This is a genomic window from Solibacillus faecavium (assembly GCF_014836905.1).
Classification (GTDB): domain Bacteria; phylum Bacillota; class Bacilli; order Bacillales_A; family Planococcaceae; genus Solibacillus; species Solibacillus faecavium.
The window spans coordinates 283801-301954 of record NZ_JACSPZ010000002.1 but is presented as its reverse complement, the minus strand read 5'-3'; the positions used below and the strand labels follow the sequence as shown (position 1 = coordinate 301954).

Below are 18154 nucleotides of genomic sequence, written 5' to 3'. Positions count from 1 at the left end.
ATATGTTGAAAATCGCAGATCGCACGTTTCAATCCAGACTGCTGTTAGGGACAGGGAAATATCCGTCGTTTGAGGTGCAGAAAAAAGCAGTAGAAATATCCCAGGCAGAAATTTTAACGTTTGCCGTAAGAAGAATGAATATTTTTTCAGAAGAGCAGCCTAACTTTTTGGAGCAGCTCGATTTGACGAAATATACGCTATTGCCTAATACAGCAGGGGCAAAAACTGCAGAGGAAGCGGTACGTATTGCTAAACTTGCTAAGGCATCCGGATTATGTGACATGATTAAAGTCGAAGTCATTGGAGACTGGCATACATTGCTACCGGATCCCCTTGAAACTTTAAAGGCGTCAGAAATGCTGTTAGAAGAAGGATTTATCGTTTTACCGTATACATCGGATGACGTCGTTCTAGCTAAACGCCTTGAAAGTTTGGGTGTTCATGCGATTATGCCAGGTGCTTCACCAATTGGCTCAGGCAAAGGGATTATTAATCCAATGAATTTAAAGTTTATTATAGAGCAGTCAACTATACCAGTTATTGTAGATGCAGGGATTGGCTCGCCTAAAGATGCTGCCTATGCGATGGAGTTAGGAGCAGATGCGGTATTACTGAATACAGCTGTAGCTGGCGCAAAAGATCCTGTAAAAATGGCTGAGGCAATGAAGCTCGCGATAGATGCTGGCAGATTAGGCTTTGAGGCAGGCAGAATAGAAGAAAAAGAGTATGCAACTCCGAGCAGCCCGACAGCAGGAATGGTGACGCCTTGAACAATCGTTATGCAAGACAATCCTTATTTTTAGGAGAAAATACGCAACAACGTATCCAGCAAGCAAAAGTCTTAATTATTGGGGCAGGTGCACTTGGCTCAGCGAGTTCTGAAATGCTGGCGAGGGCAGGAATTGGGCATTTGACGATTGTTGATAGAGACTATGTTGAATGGAGCAATTTGCAGCGCCAGCAGCTCTACGTCGAGACAGATGTCCATCGCAAATTACCAAAGGCTATCGCAGCTAAACAAAGACTGGAGCAAATAAACAGTGAAATTATTGTTGAAGGTATTGTGGAAGATGTACACGGACTAAATATAGAAACTTTAATGCAAGGGCATATGATTGTTGTCGATGCAACGGATAATTTTGATACAAGCTTAATCATTAATGATGCGGCAAATAAGAAAGGGATTCCGTATATATTTGGTGCCTGTGTCGGGAGCTATGGTCTCACATTGCCTATTGTCCCAGGAGAAACCCCGTGCTTACATTGTTTACTACAGCATTTACCGATGGACACGATGACCTGTGATACAGTGGGTGTCATTAGCCCAATTGTTCAAGTTACGGCTGCGTATCAAGTAACACATATAATGAAGTGGCTTTCAGGAATCCCATTGCAACCAATTGTTCAATCGGTCGACCTTTGGAAGGACGAGCACGCAAAGGTTCATGTATCGAAGCTTAAAAATCCACATTGCCTTACTTGCGGAGAACAACCAATTTACCCTTTTCTCCAATTAGAGCAGCAAATGAAGGTAGGGGTGCTTTGCGGGCGGGATGCCGTTCAGCTAAGACCTGGCCAATCGTATAAGTATTCGTTAGAACAAATTGCAGAAAACATAAGTAAGCAAGTGACAAAGCTAATAGTAAATCCATATTTACTATCGTGTCATTTTGAGACATACCGTATCGTTTTCTTTGAGGATGGTCGTGCCATTATCCATGGTGTTGCAGACCCGATGTTAGCAAGAGTTGTTTATAATCGATTCATACAAATAGGCGGAAGCAATCAAAGAGTACAGGTGTAAATATTTCAACTGAAATGTGGTGAACAAGAGGGTACGAAACATAAATTCGTACCCTTATACTATTTAGTCTGATCAACTGCCCTCCTAAAGTAAGGGAAGCTTTTACCGTTATTTGAATGATCTAAGTCACTTTAGGATAAATAAGGGAACACTTTACCGTTATTTTCAATAAAATCATTAAATTTCATGTTTTTTAAGGTCAATAACGGAAATCTCTTCTCTTATTTTTACTATTTTTCATGTTATTTTAAAAATAACGGAAATTCATTCCTCTATTTATCTCGTTACGCAATTCAATTAAAAAAGCTTTGGAACCAAGTCTGGAAAGCCTGCCCCGGAACGGATTACAACGGACGGTAGCTTCAAAAACACTTGCTTCAACGCTTGTTTCCCGGAGCGCAGCAGAGGCCTTCATTAGGAATTTTTATTTTCAATTTCGTCTCCCACCCCTATGGTTATTAACCGTATTATTTCCATAAAAGATATTAGTTGTTGATAATTGAAATTTGTTCCTGTATAGTAATGAGCAACTTATTAAGGAGGAATGTTTATGCTGAAAATGAAGGCATCTATATTTTCTACAACACATCATCATACAAAGTAGTCTTGCTATCTTTATTAATTTATTAATATCGAATAGGAAGACTATTTTTCGTGGAATCGTATACATAAAGCCGTTTAAGGAGCTTTATATAGACGATTTTTTTTATTGCCAAAAATAAAGGGGGAACACAGCAATGAAGAAAATGGATTATCAAAATGTAAGGGGTACACAGGATTTTTTACCGGAGCAAGAGGTAGTACGACGTAAAATTCGCCGAACGTTGGAGGATACATTTATTTTATACGGCTGTAAACCGTTAGAAACACCGATGATTAATTATACCGATTTAATGGCTTCTAAATATGGGGGTGGGGCAGAAATTTTGCAGGAAATGTACACCTTAACAGATCGTGGCGAACGTGATTTGGCACTTCGTTATGATTTAACCATTCCATTCGCAAAAGTAGTCGCGATGAATCCAGGGCTTGCGATGCCATTTAAACGTTATGAAATCGGGAAGGTGTTTCGTGATGGTCCGATTAAAGCTGGACGATTCCGTGAGTTTACACAATGTGATGTCGATATCGTCGGTGTAAAGTCACAAGCTGCAGAAGCTGAACTCATGATGATGGCAGTCAATGCTTTTGAGAAATTAGACGTAAACATCTTAATTCAATATAATAACCGCAAGCTTTTGTACGGGTTACTACAAGTGCTTGAAGTGGATGAACAAAAAATGAATCGGGTTATTTTAGTTTTAGACAAGATGGAAAAAATCGACCGTATGACATTAGCGAAGGAATTATTGGAGTTGGGGGTAGGTCAAAAAGCGCTAAAAAATATAGAAGCCTTTTTAGACGCAGCACCGACACTTTCGTATTTTGAAACATTCCAAGAAGAAAATAACTTCATAAAACAAGGTGTAGCTGAAGTACGTGAATTGATGGATTATTTAAACGCGCTTAATATTGCCGAAACCTGTATTTTTAATCCGTTTTTAGCACGAGGTCTGGAAATTTATACAGGAACTATTTATGAAATTTTCTTAGCAGACGGTGTAATTAAATCAAGTATTGGCAGTGGTGGACGCTATGATAATGCCATTGGTGGATTAATAGGCACAGATGAGGAATTTGCAACGGTTGGTATTTCATTCGGCCTTGATGTTATTTATACAGCGTTTGAATTAGCTGGTAAAATTGAAGAAAAGCCTACAGAGATCGATATTTATATTATTCCGATCGGCACGGAAAAACAGGCGCTTCAACTTGCGACAAGCTTACGCAAAGAAGGTAATCGGGTGGAAGTGGAGCTCGGTGGCAAAAAGGTGCGCAAGGCAATGGAAAAGGCCAATCGTGAAAATGTATCAAAGGTTATTGTACTGGGGGAAGATGAACTAGCTAAAGGGAAGTATGAATTGAGGGATATGAAGACACGGGATATTGAAGAAAAATCATGGACGTACTAAATTAGAAGAGAATAATACATCACCTTCGATCATTAGTTAGTAATTAATAAAAGGTGATGTATTTTCTGCTGCATGATGTCAGAGTAATACATTCTTTCTTAAATATCACATAGGGCAGGTTTAATTAAATGGCGCAATAAAGTAGGTAGTAGGCTATGTACTAGACAGATTCATTTTTATGGTATATACTATGTTTAATAAGAGTTATACAAGACAACAATAAATTCACCTATTACAAAAAGTATTTGGATTTTGTTTGGTACTTTTTGTAATATGTGAATTTTTTTCTTTTTAAGGAAATTGTCATCTTATTAATACGAATAATGGAGGTCATTTAAATGACACAAGGTACAGTAAAATGGTTTAACGCAGAAAAAGGTTTTGGATTTATCGAAGTTGAAGGCGGAAACGACGTATTCGCTCACTTCTCAGCAATCCAAGGCGACGGATTCAAATCTTTAGACGAAGGTCAAAAAGTTGAGTTCGGTATCGAAGAAGGTCAACGTGGCCCACAAGCTACAAACATCGTAAAACTTTAATTTTAATGATGTAACCATACAAAAGAGGTATCCTTTTATTAGGATGCCTCTTTTTTGTGTTCAGTTTATGGTTTTCGTGTTTATGAAGATGAAGATTCGAGAGGTAATATAAAATCAGAATCCGCAATAATAAAATTACTTTTATGGATTTTAAAAATTCTATTATTTAAAAATGTTAAACTAGTTACTAAATATAGGAAGTTAATGAAAGGGGCGATCTTAATGGATTTACTATTTATAATTTTAATCTTGGTAATATTACTTGGAATATATGATTTGATAAGACATGTAAATGCGAACTTAGTAAAACAAACAAATGAATTAAAAACAATACGAGAAGAATTAAGTAAAAATAAAATAAGTGAATAAACATCCTCAAACATCGCTTTGGATACAATTTATCTTTAACTAATGGAGCAGGTTAGTTGTACAATTAATGTTACTATTATTAGAGTAGAGATATAGGTTTTTTGAAACATTTACGAAAGGAGTTTTCATTTTGCTTGGATTTTTTAGTTTTATATTATTAATCTTCTCTGTTTTATTTTTCTTATTAGGATATGCGTACTTAAATAATAAAGCAGAAAACCTCATGATGTGGAGTTTTACAGGAAAGGTTGAAAATGTGATTGATAAGGAAGGATATAAAAGGCAACAAGGAAAGCAATCAATATTAATGGGAATAATTTTCCTTTTAGTACCAGTTTCTCTATATCTAGTTGATAAATTTGATATAAATGCAAAATTACTTTACATATGGCTTCTTGTTTTAGCTGGTACGACTATTTTAAATACCATAAAGGTAAGAAGGTATTTTAACTAAAAATACCTTTAGAAACATCAAATAATTTAAGTTATTCCATTTTGCATTAACATGAGCGTTTCTGGGATAAGTAGGGCAGTTTTCTTTATTAAGGAATAAAGAGTTTATGAAAAAATATACTTAAAGTAACGGAGCTTTAGTTCAACAAATATTTATAAGTATACAAAAGAAATCTAGATAACGTTCCCGAATGAAAGTTTGGCAAGAAGCAAAAACGGCAGGAATGTTGTTAAATCAACGTTCCTGCTTTTTCTATTGGTACATTGTTTATGCGTGCTTTATACACTGTTATTAAAAGACAATACTGACATTGATTTGAGCGTATTTTATGGCATGCTGTGTCATGCATGCTTATCCTAATCTTATACCGTTTTTGTAAATTTTGTTTTAAATAGAATAAAAACATTAATAGAAATAATAATTGCGCTTATAAGAAATATCGGTGGAATGGCAAAGTGATCTGCCCAATAGCCCCCAACTAGTAAACCAAAAGGTAAAGCGAGTTTCATAATCATTGAGGTTGTACCAGCAACACGACCTAATAAATGATTGGGCGTTGTTTCTTGACGTAGTGCAAGGTAGACGATATTTGTCATCGTTGAAATTGCTGTACGTAAGGCTAATAAAATCCCTAATAGCCACCAAGTTTGTGCAAACATAAAAGCAATTAAAATAAAAACTTCCACTGCCATTGAATATGTATAAATTTGTCCTCTTCGATATTTATTACGAAGCGGTCTAATTATTTTTGCTCCCAATATGCCACCAAAAGCTGATAGTGTAAGCATGAAGCCAAGTTCCTCTTTAGAAAAATGGAGCGTATCGAGTGCATAAAACGTCAGCACACCGATAATAAGGCTTGAGGCGAAATTTGAAAAGAAAATTGTCCATGTTTGTATAAACAGTGACTTATTTCTGATCAGCTCATCATAACCCTCTTTTAAATCCTGCCAAAGCGATTGAGAAGACCGCTCTGGATTCGGCACCTTCTGTAGTAGCGCTGTTACGAAAACAATGAGCAGATTACAACCTACAAATAGCCATAAAAATAAAGCATTCGAACTCCAAAGCAGAAGCATACCTAATAGTCCAGGTCCGATAATTGAAATTAAGGTACTTTGTAACGACAATCTTGTTTGAATTTCTGTCATTTGCGAACGCTCAAACAACTGCGGCATAATCGCATTTGTCGCGCTGCCGATCATATAGCCGAGCGATGAAATAACGAAACCAAGTACATACACAGACCAAAGTGAAAACTCGGTTGTCGTTAGCACTACAGTTAAAGTGAATGCAAATAGCGTACGGATGACATTTCCCCAAAGCATTGTTAGGCGACGATTCATTCGGTCTACGAGTACACCAATAAACATTCCTAATAGCACATTGGGTAGGAAATCCATTAAGCGCATTGTACTCATAGCAATGGCTGACTTTGTATATTCATACAAGATAAGCGGTAATATAAAGGAAAACGTCGTCATTGAAATGTTTACTAATAGTGAGATTACATACAACTTTTGGAAATTTGGATTTTTAAGTAAATTCATATAGCACCTCCACTTAAAGAAGTTTAGAATAAAATAACAGGAACAAAAAGTGATTGAAAAAATAGACTTGTTCACCTTTTAAGGAGGAATTATGGAATACGAGTTTACGTTAAGCAAATTTTTTAGGAAAGATCAACGTATGGAAACGTCTATTGCGGAAATAGCCGAGCTTTTAAATTGTTCTACACGCTATGCAAAAACGATAGTACATCAGCTTGAGGAAAACCAGAAAATCCAGTGGGAGACCGCGCGTGGACGCGGAAAGAAGCCGTTTATTACGATGCTGAGAAATTCAGATACCATTCTACTAGAATGGATATCTCAACTCTGGGAAATAGGGAATTATGAAGTCGCATTGGAAATAATAAAACGCTATGACATGACGCAAAATACAACTATTCAGGCGTGGTTAAATTCAAAATTAGGTCTACAGTCTATTGAAGATGCGCATATATTTGTTCAGCAAATGTATGAAGTTGAACTTTTTCTAGATCCTTTAAAATCAATTTCAAGACATGATTCCCATATGATGGAGCAAATTCATGAAACACTTTTTGGGATTGATGAAAATGGTAATATTTTCAATAATTTAGTATTTGCTTATGATACACAGGATTATCGCACATGGTCTTTCGTATTAAAGAAAGGCGTCAAGTTTCATGACGGTACAATATTGACGGCAGAGGAGGTCGCAGCCTCGATTGCCTATATCAGTGAACGTTACAGAGAAATATATGAAATTGAACAAATGGATGTCCTTAGTAAATACGAACTTCTTGTACAACTGAAAAAGCCATTTTCCTTACTGCCAACTTTTTTTGCAAGCCCGAGATTAGTCATGCTCACCAAATCCCTCAATCCGGAAATCGGCTGTGGACCCTTTCAGCTTAAGCAACTTTCAAATGACAAAATCATTCTGGAGGCATTTCAATCTTATTTTAAAGAACGACCTTGGATTGACCGAGTGGAGCTGTTTATAACGGAAAGCGACGTCGCAAGTCCAATCTCTCATATGCCGATTGAGGACGAACCTTATCGTGTCATTGAACAGCAGGAGGAAGGGGCAACATATTTATTTTTTAACAGTAACCGTGAAGCCTTCTCAAGTGTAGAGGCAAGAGCCTATATATGGCATAATATTTTACCAGAGCAATTTGTATTAAATCCGTATTACGAGCAACCTGCGTACGGCTGGCTGACTACATCAAATAAAGTACAAGTAGAAATCCCACAGTTAATAAACCCCGACTTGAAAGAGCCGATTATTATTGGGTATCAACAAATTCGTGAAGGAGTGAACCACCTTCCACAGGCAGAAAAGCTTCAGGAGATTTTAGCAGAGCATAATATTGAAGCGGAACTTCAATGTATTAATTTTCAACAGCCAACAACTGAACGATTTAAAAAGATGGACTTATTTGTTGGAGGTATGGCTATTTTAAGAAATCTAAATCTATCCTTTTATAATTATTACACTACATACGGGAAAGACTTAATTTCTACAATGAATGCACAGGATTGTAAAAAGGCATTCAATCTATTTGAAGAAGCGAAAACGTCACATAATCCATTGCTTCAATTTGAGGAACTTGAGCAATTTCTGCAAACGTCATATCATCTGAAATTTCTAAAACACCGTAAGCATTACTATTATGTTCGGGAAAATTCTAACTTTGATCACGTGGTGTTTGATAGCCATGGACGAATTGATTATCGGAAACTTTATATTTCGGCAAATGAACATAAAAAATGATAAATACCTAAAATATAAGCCGCCTCACTACTGTTTTTCAGAAGTAAGGGGGCTTATGAACTTTTAGGCGAATGTAATTGACAATTCTGCCAATAAATAATAAGTTATATATGAGTATATGTTCATATATATAAATTGAAATGTGGAGGGGTTTTAAATGGGGGGTCACGATCACCATCATCATCATTCTCATAGCACTAACAAGAAAGTATTGTTCATTTCCTTTTTAATCATTACAAGCTTTATGATTGTCGAAGCGATTGGCGGTTTCTTGACAAATAGCCTTGCTCTTCTTTCAGATGCAGGTCATATGTTAAGCGATGCGGTATCGCTGGGCATTGCATTGTTGGCCATCATTTTGGCTGAAAGGGTCGCTAATGGCAGTAAAACATTCGGCTATAAACGTATTGAAATATTGGCCGCTACTTTAAATGGATTAACTTTAATCGTTATTGCATTGTTTATTTTCTATGAAGCAATTCAAAGATTCATGAATCCACCGGAAGTCGCATCAATAGGGATGCTCATCATTAGTAGTATCGGGTTAGCGGTAAATATATTAGTCGCATGGATCATGCTACGCGGTGCAGATACGAAAGAAAATTTAAATATGCGAGGAGCCTATTTACATGTAATAAGCGACATGATTGGCTCAATCGGTGCCATTGTGGCAGCTTTACTTATTTTGATTTTTGATTGGGGTTGGGCAGATCCATTAGCCAGCATATTTGTAGCGGCACTTGTTATTCGAAGCGGGTACCACTTAACGAAAGCTTCTTTGCATATTTTAATGGAAGGAACACCTTCAGATATAAATGTGGAGGACATCATTCATACGATTGAACAGCATAGTGAAATTAAAGCGATTCATGATCTGCATATATGGACAATTACTAGTGGGTTAAATGCCATGTCGTGCCATGTAGTAGTGAATGAAAACTTAACGATAAAAGAAAGCGAGCAGCTTCTCGATAAAATTGAACACGACTTACTTCATCAAAATATTCACCATGTGACAATACAAGTTGAAACTAATACACATAAACATGACAGTTCCATTTATTGCACAGTCAAGCAGGATACGAATGCTCATCACCACCACCATCATCATTAATACCTTTAATTTAATAAGAAATGAGTGTTAATAATATGTCGATAGAAAAAAGAACACAACACGAGCTGGATGACGAAACTTTATTTGTCGTATCGCAAACATTTAAAGCATTAAGTGATCCTACGCGGATTCGTATTTTAAACATGTTATGCTGTGAGGAACATTCTGTAAATGATATAGCGGAAAAGCTAGATTTAAATCAATCCGCTGTTTCCCATCAATTGCGTTTTTTGAAAAATCTGCGCTTAGTAAAGTTCCGTCGGGAAGGAACTACATTGTATTATTCAAGTGACGATGATCATATTATTAACCTGCTTCACCAGGCAATTGATCATGCAAAGCATTAAAGTCTGAGTTCATTTCGTAGCTTGAAATCGCACAATTTTTAGCCTTTGTAAGTACCGGATATAAAAAATAGCCTATGATAAATTATTCATAAATATATATTATGATTTTGATATAATTTGCAAGAGTAATTTAAGTAGTCTTTATAGCGTTAAAGCATCGGATTAAAGGGATTCAACAATTCCTTAATCCGATTTTTTATATTAATCTCTTTACTAAGATAATAGATTATTTCTATCATTATGATAGGTATGATGTAATAGACGAACGGGAATGCTCTCATTACAATATATATAAGGCAATTAAAAAATATAGTGTCTTGGATTTTTTAATTGGCAATATGAATTTCATAAAAATTCATCGTAACAACGAATTAAAAAACTATTTTGGGGTGATTGTTAATGGAAAAAGATTTAAGTCAATTCATCAGAAATGAAGCGTTTTTAAGTAAAGTTGTTTCGGCAGAAGAGGCCGCTTCTTGGATTGAGGACGGTATGAACCTTGGAATGAGTGGTTTTACACTTTTCGGGGAGCCAAAAGAATTTCCACTTGCACTATCTAAACGTGGTGAGAAAGAAAATTTCAAAGTCAATTTATATACTGGCGCATCTTTAGGTCCAACTGCAGATCAATCGATGGCTGAGGCGGATATTATTAACTTACGTGTTCCTTATCAGGGGAATGCCGTTATGCGCGGGAAAATCAATGCTGGAGAAATATTCTATATTGATCAGCATTTATCTCATACAGCAGAAGAAGTGAGAAAAGGATCGTTAGGGAAAATCGATTATGCTATTATCGAAGCTGCTGCTATTACAGAAGATGGGCTAATTATTCCGACTGGTTCGGTAGGGAATTCGCCTGTTTTTGTTGAAAAAGCTGAAAACGTTATCATCGAAATTAATACGACGGCACCAAAAGCTTATGAAGGACTTCATGATATTTATGTTCAGAAGGCACAAGGTGAACGTAAAGAAATTCCTGTATACGGTGTGGCAGACCGTATTGGTGATATCGGGATTAAAGTAGATCCAGCCAAGGTAAAAGGGATCGTATTATCGGAACAGCCTGATGTGCCTTCACCGTTATTTGAGCCAAATGAAGAAACACAGCAAATTGCAGATCACTTATTAGATTTCTTTGCAAGTGAAGTGGAAGCGGGCAAATTACCAGAGTCATTAGCTCCATTACAATCGGGAGTTGGATCGGTTGCAAATGCGGTTTTAAATGGCATGCAAAAATCACAATTTAAGGATATAGAAGTGTTTTCTGAAGTACTGCAAGATGGCGTGTTCGATCTAATCGACGCGGGAATCGTGAAATTCGCAGCGGGTACTGCATTCTCACTATCGAAAAAACGCGTTGATCAATTGGCAGAGGATTTAGAGAAATATAAAGATAAGATTATGTTTAGACCACAGGAAATCTCAAACAATCCGGAAGTTATTCGACGTTTAGGTGTTATTTCATTTAATACTGCCCTTGAGGTAGACATTTATGGAAATGTTAATTCAACACACGTAAACGGTACAAAAATTATGAACGGTATTGGTGGTTCAGGTGACTTTGCACGTAATGCCCGAATTACAATTTTTGTAACATCTTCTTTAGCAAAAAATGGTGCCATTTCAACAATCGTTCCATTCGTGTCGCATATTGACCATACAGAGCATGATGTGGATGTTATTGTTACAGAGCAAGGATATGCGGATCTTCGCGGGCTTCCACCAGTAAAGAGAGCCGAAAAGTTAATTGAAATTGCGCATCCTAAATATCGCGCGCAATTACGTGCCTACTTTGAAGAGGCGAAAGAAAAAGTCGGCGGTCAAACACCACATATTCTAGAAAAGGCATTTTCTTTCCATACGAATTTAAAAGAGCATGGAACAATGTTAGTTGATGATATAAAAATTAATAACTAGTAGTAATTGTACGGAAAAAAGGCGGTGTTTCAAAAGATGGATGTACAATTTCCAATTGGTAAATTACAAGTTCCTGAAAAGGTGACTTTAAATAATATTCAAGAGTGGGCAAAACAAATAGAGACTTATTCAACTCGTCTATTTGAAACTGTTGACGGTTTAAGTGACGAGGAATTGAACAAAACTTACCGGGACGGCGCCTGGACAGTCCGCCAGCTTGTGCATCATATTGCAGACTCACAGCTGAATATGTATCAGCGTTTAAAACTTGCGTTAACAGATAAAAATCCTACGGTACCGGCTTTTGATGAAGAAAAATGGGCAGTTCTACCGGATACAGAGCTTCCTGTTGAAAGTTCTCTGAAAATGCTGGAGGGGATTAATGAGCGTATTGTCGCTTTAACGCATCATTTAACAGAAGAACAATTAGGACGTGTATTCACGCACGAAACAAATGGCGAAATTTATGTAGCGACTAAGGTAGCGAAACTGGCATGGCATGAAGAACATCATTTAGCCCATATTAAAATCGCATTATCAAAATAATAGCTCTTTACAGAATTGGCTTATCTAAACTTGATAAGCCAATTTTTGGTACGATAAAAATAACGAGGGGGTGTAAATTTGATTTATTACGAACAATACGGGGATCCTAATCGTCCGACAATCATACTTTTACATGGGGCAATGGCAGTACATACATTTACACAGCAATATAGCTTATTAAAAGACTATCATATCGTTTTACCTCATTTATATGGCGCAGGAAAGTCAGTTGAAATACTTTACGAACCTGAAAAATTATCGCAGGAAATTGTGGAATTGATCCGGTCACTTAATAAGCCGAAAGTTGGTATTATTGGTCATTCTATAGGCGCACAGCTTGCGGTCAAATTAGTAAGTGACAATCCGGAGCTGTTTTCATTTGCTGTATTTTTTAGTGCGAATATATGCCCGAATGAAAAGACGATTCAAATGTATTGTAAATTTGCCCCTATAACTGTAAAGTTGCTGCGTTTTAATTGGATTGTAAAAATGCAGGGAAGGTATTGGAATTATTCGAAGGAGCAGGCGAATGATATGGTGGCGTATGCTCAAAAAATTACCGAAGAGAATTACAAGGCGTTTTTCACTGAAACGTTAAATATAATCAATCTACCTCACTTTTATACAGTTTCAGTACCAATGCTAGCGATTTGTGGTGAGCGTGAAAGCAAAGATATAAGAGAATCACTTAAATTGCTAGGGGAAAATAAGCATTGTAATGTAGCGACTATTTCTAAAGCAGGTCATGATTTCCCGATGCGTAATGCCGTAAAAATAAACCCGATTTTAATCGAGTTTATTCAAAGGCTAATATGATATGTATTAATAACGGGAGTAGTTGCAGCATAACATTATAACGCTACCAGTTAGTAAACAAAGGGAGTACCTTTAATTATTGTCTGTAGAAAATTGTTCAAGAGTCTTCCACTCTACAATTTTCTCACTTTCTTCACCATTACTTTTAAATTTTATTTTTACTTTACGGTCACTATCTTCCTTTACATTGTCCGCTATTATTTTTAGTATTATTTTTCCTTGACCATCTATTTCAAAGTTATTAATACTTTTTTTATCTCCAATATCTCTATTTCCATAAATCCCTGACTTTTTTAATGGATCAGCACCGAAAAATTCATACTTTATCCCATCTTCCTCGTAAGTAATAGGATTATTATCCTTTTTTATTAACTCAATTGAATCTATTGTTACTGGTGATTCTCCTGTCCATTCAAATGGAACAATGAGGTGATAAGTTTCATTTGATAGAAGCTCGAATCCAAAATTCCCTAAAAGAAATTCACCTGTTACCGCTTCTTCCTGTTCACTACAACCTACTAATGTAAACATAATGCATAAGAAGCTTATACATAATAAAATTTTCTTCATAATCAATCTCCTTAAATAATTAAACATATTTATTTAAAGCTTTTTCGTAAAGCAAATGATGCGGTTTGCTTCAGTAAAGCCTAATTTAATATGTACGTGTAAGCTGGCTGTATTCGATAGTTCACAATCGCTCGCAAATTCCTTGCACCCTTTAGCCTTTGCCCATTGTTCACATGCTTGAACTAGACCTTTTGCTAAGCCACGCTCACGGCAATGCTCAACGACATATAAGCCTTCCAAATACCCAACTGGACTTGAATCTGTCCCTTCTACGTAGTCATGTCGAAGCTGACACTGAGCAAATCCGATTGCTTCTTCCTCACTAAATGCCAAAAAGATAGCACTGTTAGGATGTTTAATCGTTACTTCCATGTTTTGAATGAATTCCTCTAAATCATTATCTGGCCAAAGTTGTAACGCAAGTTGTGCTGTCACAGTTGCATGTTCAATCGTAGCTAATTTAATCATAGTATCCTCCTAATTGGAAATATAATAATATAATATCAAAATTTAAGAGTTGATTTCTTAAGTTCTTTAGAAAAAAATATATTTCTGATAATCTCTCTTAATTTTTTACTTTTCAATAGATGTTTTGTACTATATAAAAGTAGTATAAAATATTTACCGAAATTTAAAATTAGGGGGATCTAAATGAGTATTTATAATTATTTGGTAAGAAAAACGAACGGTGAAATTTTATCAATGGAAACATATCGGAATCAAGTGATGCTAATTGTCAACTCAGCTAGTAATTGCGGTTTTACATATCAATATGAAGATTTACAAAAATTATATGAACGGTACGGCAATAAAGGTTTTAATGTTCTTTCATTTCCATGCAACCAATTCGGTGAGCAGAACCCTGAAGATGGTGCAACATCTGCATTGCAATGTAAAACGCAGTTCGGTGTTACTTACCAAGTATTCGATAAAATAAATGTCAATGGTAAAGAGACACATCCTTTATTTAATTATTTAAAGCATGAGGTCGATTGCCCGGAGTTTGTCCGTGATACGATGCAGCAAAAACACTTGTATGATATGATTCAGACAAATTATCCTGACTATTTAATCGGCCGCAATATTCGATGGAATTTCACGAAGTTTCTCGTTGACCGAAATGGTCGTGTCATTCAACGCTTTGAGCCGGATAGTTCATTTTTGGATATTGAAAGGGCTATTGAAAATTTATTGTAATCGTTAGCTTTTCATATCACATAAGAAAGAGCAAACACGTATGAAACTTGCGCGTTTGCTCTTTTAGTTTTAGGCATTTTTCTTCGTTCGGGTTGTACGCTTTCTTGGTGCTGGTTTCTTCGTTTTATCAAGTGATGCTTGAAGGGCCGACATTAAATCCGTAACATTATCAGGAAGTGGCCGCTTTTCGTTTACGGATACGGTACTTCCAGCCTTTTTATCTTCAATTAATTGCATTAATGCTGTACGGTATTCATCTGTATATTTTGAAGGATCAAACTCGGTTGTCAATTGTTCAACTAACATGAGCGCTGTATCAAGCTCCTTTTGAACAACGGTATCCACATCCGGAATATTTGGTACATCACCGACACTTCTTACCTCATCAGGGAAATGGATTGTCTCCATAACTAAAGCATCCTTGTAAACCCTAACTACCGCTAATTGTTCTTTGGAGCGTATAATGATTTTTGCAACACCGATCTTACCGGATTCTTCTAAAGTCTTCCTAAGTAATGCGTAAGCTTTTGATCCTGTTGCATCGGGTGACAGGAAATACGTTTTTTCAAAATAAATGGGATCAATTTCTTCTAACTTCACAAAATCAATAATCTCAACTGATTTATCCTCATTTTCTTTACGTAAATTTTCTAGTTCCTCAGCATCCAGTACGACATATTTATTTTTCGAATACTCGTAAGCTTTTACGATATCTTCTTCAGTAACTTCTTTTTCGCAGCCTTCACATACTTTTTTATAGCTAATCGGCGTATGGCATTCTTTATGAAGTTGCCTTAACTTAATATCCTTATTTTCAGTAGCCGCATGAAGTTTCACTGGAATATTGACTAATCCAAAGCTAATACTTCCTTTCCAGACAGTATGCATGCATTTTTCACCTCATTTTTCCTTACTATGGAACTAAAGATTAATTTTTATGTATTGTCTTAGTAAAAAAAACGAAAGATAGTAGAAAAACGAAAGTTGGTTGGAAATTTGAAACCAATGTTATTAACTGATTCAAATGAAATACCAGTTGGTGATTGGTTATATGAACCAAAGTATGATGGGTACCGCTGTATTCTTTCCTGGGATGAAGGAATGCATTTTCCTATTTTAAAATCGAGAAACGGCAATATACTTAATGATAAATTCCCGGAAATTATAAATTACTGTGAGCGTATTTATGACGAGATAGCACCATATTTACCTGTAATTCTCGACGGGGAATTAGTTTATTTAACTAATAATTACCATAGTGAATTTTCAGTAGTACAAAAGCGGGGAAGAATGAATAATGCCGAAACGATTGAATCCCAGGCAGATACTTTTCCTTGTCATTATATTGCTTTTGATTTACTGATCTATGAGGGAAAGTCAAAAATTAATAGCCAGTTGACTACTAGAAAGCAAATGCTTAATAAGCTGTTCGATACGATCAATCTCCCTACTACAATAAATTACATGAACGCTAGGCGACTGCAGGCTATAGATACTTTTGAAGATAGCGCTTTTGTTTGGCAGAATGTGAAAACACATAACGGGGAAGGGCTTATTGCCAAGAAAAAAACAAGTAAATGGATGGAAGGAACAAGAACTGCTAGCTGGATAAAAATAAAAAACTGGAAATATGTAGATGTTATTTTAACAAAGTTCGATAAATCTAATGGTTTTTTTGCCGGAGCAATTTTTAAAGAGGGTACATTACAGGAAATTGTCTCATTTAAACACGGTTTAAAAGAAGAAGAATACAAAACACTTACAACTTTTTTTAACACATATGGCACATTACTAGGAAATGAAATATCGGAAATCCCTGCTTCGATATGTGTTTCGATTGCGTGTATTGATTTTGATGGCACTAAATTAAGGGAACCAAGATTTCATGCGTTCCAGCATAATATAAATCCGGAAGAATGCCATTGGAAAAGTATGCAACGTCAGTTAAATCCAATACCTGAAAATGTAGCTGTAACACATCCGGAAAAACCCGTATTCCCTGTGAATGCAATTATTAAAGATGATTTTTTACTCTACCTTCAAGAGACAGCACCTTTTATGATGCCTTTTTTAAAGGACCGTCTGTTAACTGTTATTCGTTATCCTCATGGCTTACCGGGGGAAAGTTTTTATCAAAAGAACTACTTGGAAAATATACCGGACTATGTAACAACGCATATTGCGGATGAGACAAATTATGTGATTTGTAATAATATCGAAACGCTTTTATGGCTAGGAAACCAGTTAGCTATAGAATTCCATATTCCATTTCAGACAATTCATACGGATAAACCGACCGAGATTGTCTTTGACTTGGACCCGCCATCCGTCGAAGAATTTCATTTGGCAGTGAATGCAGCATTAAAGCTTAAAGTTATACTGGATCATTTTAATCTTCAATCATTTATCAAAACTTCAGGTGGAAAGGGCATGCAAGTTTATATTCCCTTGCCGTTTAATACTTTTACATATGAAGAAACCGGGGTTTTTACCGAATTTATATGTAAATTTTTAGAGCAGCAATATCCCGAATGGTTTACAATTGAGCGGCTTAAAAAAAATAGGGGAAATAGATTATATTTGGATTATGTCCAGCACAGGGAAGGTAAGACAATCGTAGCGCCCTATTCTACGCGTGGTAATGCCAATGGATTGGTAGCCGCGCCCTTATATTGGGATGAGGTTAACGAACAGTTAAAGCCAAAAAAGTTTACGACTATCCATGTAATGGAACGGATGCGTACACTCGGTAATCCATTTAGAGAATTTAGAGAAATCGGTGAAAAACAAGCGTTTAAATCAGCGCTTGATCAAATTAATGGTTTAGGATAAATATTTTGGAGCGTTGGAAGTAATTTTGTACGGATAACAAATACTAAAAGGGTCACTCGGGGGAGGTGACCCTTTTAACCGTTAGCAACAGATGATTTTAGGCACAAAGATTTTAGTAGATGAAAGTAGCGCCGACAATAATTAAAAGAATGAATAAAACAACGATTAAAGCGAATGTTGAACCAGTACCGCCGCCGTTGCCACCACCGTAACCACCACCGTAACCACCACCGTAGTTTCCGTAGTTGTTAGTATTACCTTGGTATCCACCTTGGTATCCCATGAAAAATCACCTCCTTCTCCGTTATCCTATTCAACGATGGGGAACTGA

Annotated in this window: 19 protein-coding genes; 14 read left to right on the top strand and 5 right to left on the bottom strand. The window is 36.2% G+C overall.

The window, feature by feature from the left end:
* Window positions 1–2 precede the first annotated feature (2 nt).
* The 6 genes from H9635_RS04985 (at window position 3) to H9635_RS04960 (ending at window position 5178) form a co-directional block, all read left to right on the top strand.
* Complete coding sequence (locus tag H9635_RS04985) at window positions 3–770, top strand: thiazole synthase (protein WP_191699048.1); 768 nt, start codon at window positions 3–5, stop codon at window positions 768–770.
* The gene (locus H9635_RS04980; RefSeq protein ID WP_191699047.1) at window positions 767–1804 is read left to right on the top strand and encodes a ThiF family adenylyltransferase; all 1038 of its coding nucleotides are present in this window, start codon (window positions 767–769) and stop codon (window positions 1802–1804) included. The genes H9635_RS04985 and H9635_RS04980 overlap by 4 nt, the downstream gene beginning before the upstream one ends.
* A 737-nt stretch (window positions 1805–2541) precedes the next feature.
* Complete coding sequence (locus H9635_RS04975) at window positions 2542–3816, top strand: histidine--tRNA ligase (protein WP_191699046.1); 1275 nt, start codon at window positions 2542–2544, stop codon at window positions 3814–3816.
* A gap of 338 nt (window positions 3817–4154) precedes the next feature.
* Entirely contained in the window at window positions 4155–4355 is a 201-nt protein-coding gene (locus tag H9635_RS04970) for a cold-shock protein (RefSeq protein WP_191699045.1), read from the top strand.
* 222 nt (window positions 4356–4577) lie between these two features.
* Window positions 4578–4724, top strand: coding sequence for a hypothetical protein (locus tag H9635_RS04965; RefSeq protein ID WP_191699044.1), 147 nt, complete (start codon window positions 4578–4580; stop codon window positions 4722–4724).
* Window positions 4725–4854: 130 nt separating this feature from the next.
* Complete coding sequence (locus H9635_RS04960) at window positions 4855–5178, top strand: DUF3784 domain-containing protein (RefSeq protein ID WP_191699043.1); 324 nt, start codon at window positions 4855–4857, stop codon at window positions 5176–5178.
* Window positions 5179–5540: 362 nt separating this feature from the next.
* Here H9635_RS04960 and H9635_RS04955 read toward each other — a convergent pair whose 3' ends face one another.
* Window positions 5541–6728: an MFS transporter gene (locus H9635_RS04955; RefSeq protein ID WP_191699042.1), complete on the bottom strand. Its 1188-nt coding sequence runs from the start codon at window positions 6726–6728 to the stop codon at window positions 5541–5543.
* Between the two features lie 91 nt (window positions 6729–6819).
* On the opposite strand from H9635_RS04955, the gene H9635_RS04950 reads away from it, so the two are divergent.
* From H9635_RS04950 to H9635_RS04925, 6 genes are all read left to right on the top strand, one after another.
* Window positions 6820–8481: an ABC transporter substrate-binding protein gene (locus tag H9635_RS04950; RefSeq protein ID WP_191699041.1), complete on the top strand. Its 1662-nt coding sequence runs from the start codon at window positions 6820–6822 to the stop codon at window positions 8479–8481.
* Between the two features lie 157 nt (window positions 8482–8638).
* Window positions 8639–9595 carry a cation diffusion facilitator family transporter gene (locus H9635_RS04945; protein ID WP_191699040.1) on the top strand — a complete coding sequence of 319 codons (957 nt, stop codon included), beginning with the start codon at window positions 8639–8641 and terminating at the stop codon, window positions 9593–9595.
* 35 nt (window positions 9596–9630) lie between these two features.
* The gene (locus H9635_RS04940; protein WP_191699039.1) at window positions 9631–9942 is read left to right on the top strand and encodes an ArsR/SmtB family transcription factor; all 312 of its coding nucleotides are present in this window, start codon (window positions 9631–9633) and stop codon (window positions 9940–9942) included.
* A 399-nt stretch (window positions 9943–10341) separates the two neighbouring features.
* A complete protein-coding gene (locus H9635_RS04935; RefSeq protein ID WP_191699038.1) occupies window positions 10342–11862 on the top strand; it encodes a succinate CoA transferase in 1521 nt (506 codons plus the stop codon).
* Between the two features lie 36 nt (window positions 11863–11898).
* Window positions 11899–12408, top strand: a complete 510-nt coding sequence (locus tag H9635_RS04930) for a YfiT family bacillithiol transferase (protein WP_191699037.1) — start codon at window positions 11899–11901, stop codon at window positions 12406–12408.
* Between the two features lie 78 nt (window positions 12409–12486).
* A complete protein-coding gene (locus H9635_RS04925) occupies window positions 12487–13224 on the top strand; it encodes an alpha/beta fold hydrolase (RefSeq protein WP_191699036.1) in 738 nt (245 codons plus the stop codon).
* A 72-nt stretch (window positions 13225–13296) separates the two neighbouring features.
* Here H9635_RS04925 and H9635_RS04920 read toward each other — a convergent pair whose 3' ends face one another.
* Both H9635_RS04920 and aac(6') read right to left on the bottom strand, forming a co-directional pair.
* Window positions 13297–13794, bottom strand: a complete 498-nt coding sequence (locus H9635_RS04920; protein ID WP_225231127.1) for a hypothetical protein — start codon at window positions 13792–13794, stop codon at window positions 13297–13299.
* A 33-nt stretch (window positions 13795–13827) separates the two neighbouring features.
* Window positions 13828–14262: an aminoglycoside 6'-N-acetyltransferase gene (gene aac(6'), locus H9635_RS04915; RefSeq protein WP_191699035.1), complete on the bottom strand. Its 435-nt coding sequence runs from the start codon at window positions 14260–14262 to the stop codon at window positions 13828–13830.
* Window positions 14263–14445: 183 nt separating this feature from the next.
* Between aac(6') and H9635_RS04910 the strand changes: the two genes are divergently transcribed.
* Entirely contained in the window at window positions 14446–14991 is a 546-nt protein-coding gene (locus H9635_RS04910) for a glutathione peroxidase (protein WP_191699034.1), read from the top strand.
* A gap of 69 nt (window positions 14992–15060) precedes the next feature.
* On the opposite strand, the gene ku is transcribed toward H9635_RS04910, so the two are convergent.
* Window positions 15061–15879, bottom strand: coding sequence for a non-homologous end joining protein Ku (ku, locus tag H9635_RS04905; protein WP_191699033.1), 819 nt, complete (start codon window positions 15877–15879; stop codon window positions 15061–15063).
* A gap of 108 nt (window positions 15880–15987) precedes the next feature.
* Here ku and H9635_RS04900 point away from each other — a divergent pair, with 108 nt between their 5' ends.
* Complete coding sequence (locus tag H9635_RS04900) at window positions 15988–17823, top strand: DNA ligase D (protein WP_191699032.1); 1836 nt, start codon at window positions 15988–15990, stop codon at window positions 17821–17823.
* Window positions 17824–17935: 112 nt separating this feature from the next.
* Here the strand turns inward: H9635_RS04900 and H9635_RS04895 are convergent, their stop codons facing one another.
* On the bottom strand, window positions 17936–18106 hold the full coding sequence (locus H9635_RS04895; protein ID WP_191699031.1) for a YjcZ family sporulation protein: 171 nt from the start codon (window positions 18104–18106) through the stop codon (window positions 17936–17938).
* Window positions 18107–18154 lie beyond the last annotated feature (48 nt).

Coding starts and splice junctions, on each gene's coding strand:
- H9635_RS04985 (WP_191699048.1), top strand. CDS start 3: ATGTTGAAAATCGCAGATCGCACGTTTCAATCCAGACTGCTGTTAGGG.
- H9635_RS04975 (WP_191699046.1), top strand. CDS start 2,542: ATGAAGAAAATGGATTATCAAAATGTAAGGGGTACACAGGATTTTTTA.
- H9635_RS04970 (WP_191699045.1), top strand. CDS start 4,155: ATGACACAAGGTACAGTAAAATGGTTTAACGCAGAAAAAGGTTTTGGA.
- H9635_RS04965 (WP_191699044.1), top strand. CDS start 4,578: ATGGATTTACTATTTATAATTTTAATCTTGGTAATATTACTTGGAATA.
- H9635_RS04955 (WP_191699042.1), bottom strand. CDS start 6,728: ATGAATTTACTTAAAAATCCAAATTTCCAAAAGTTGTATGTAATCTCA.
- H9635_RS04950 (WP_191699041.1), top strand. CDS start 6,820: ATGGAATACGAGTTTACGTTAAGCAAATTTTTTAGGAAAGATCAACGT.
- H9635_RS04945 (WP_191699040.1), top strand. CDS start 8,639: ATGGGGGGTCACGATCACCATCATCATCATTCTCATAGCACTAACAAG.
- H9635_RS04940 (WP_191699039.1), top strand. CDS start 9,631: ATGTCGATAGAAAAAAGAACACAACACGAGCTGGATGACGAAACTTTA.
- H9635_RS04935 (WP_191699038.1), top strand. CDS start 10,342: ATGGAAAAAGATTTAAGTCAATTCATCAGAAATGAAGCGTTTTTAAGT.
- H9635_RS04930 (WP_191699037.1), top strand. CDS start 11,899: ATGGATGTACAATTTCCAATTGGTAAATTACAAGTTCCTGAAAAGGTG.
- H9635_RS04920 (WP_225231127.1), bottom strand. CDS start 13,794: ATGAAGAAAATTTTATTATGTATAAGCTTCTTATGCATTATGTTTACA.
- H9635_RS04910 (WP_191699034.1), top strand. CDS start 14,446: ATGAGTATTTATAATTATTTGGTAAGAAAAACGAACGGTGAAATTTTA.
- ku (WP_191699033.1), bottom strand. CDS start 15,879: ATGCATACTGTCTGGAAAGGAAGTATTAGCTTTGGATTAGTCAATATT.
- H9635_RS04895 (WP_191699031.1), bottom strand. CDS start 18,106: ATGGGATACCAAGGTGGATACCAAGGTAATACTAACAACTACGGAAAC.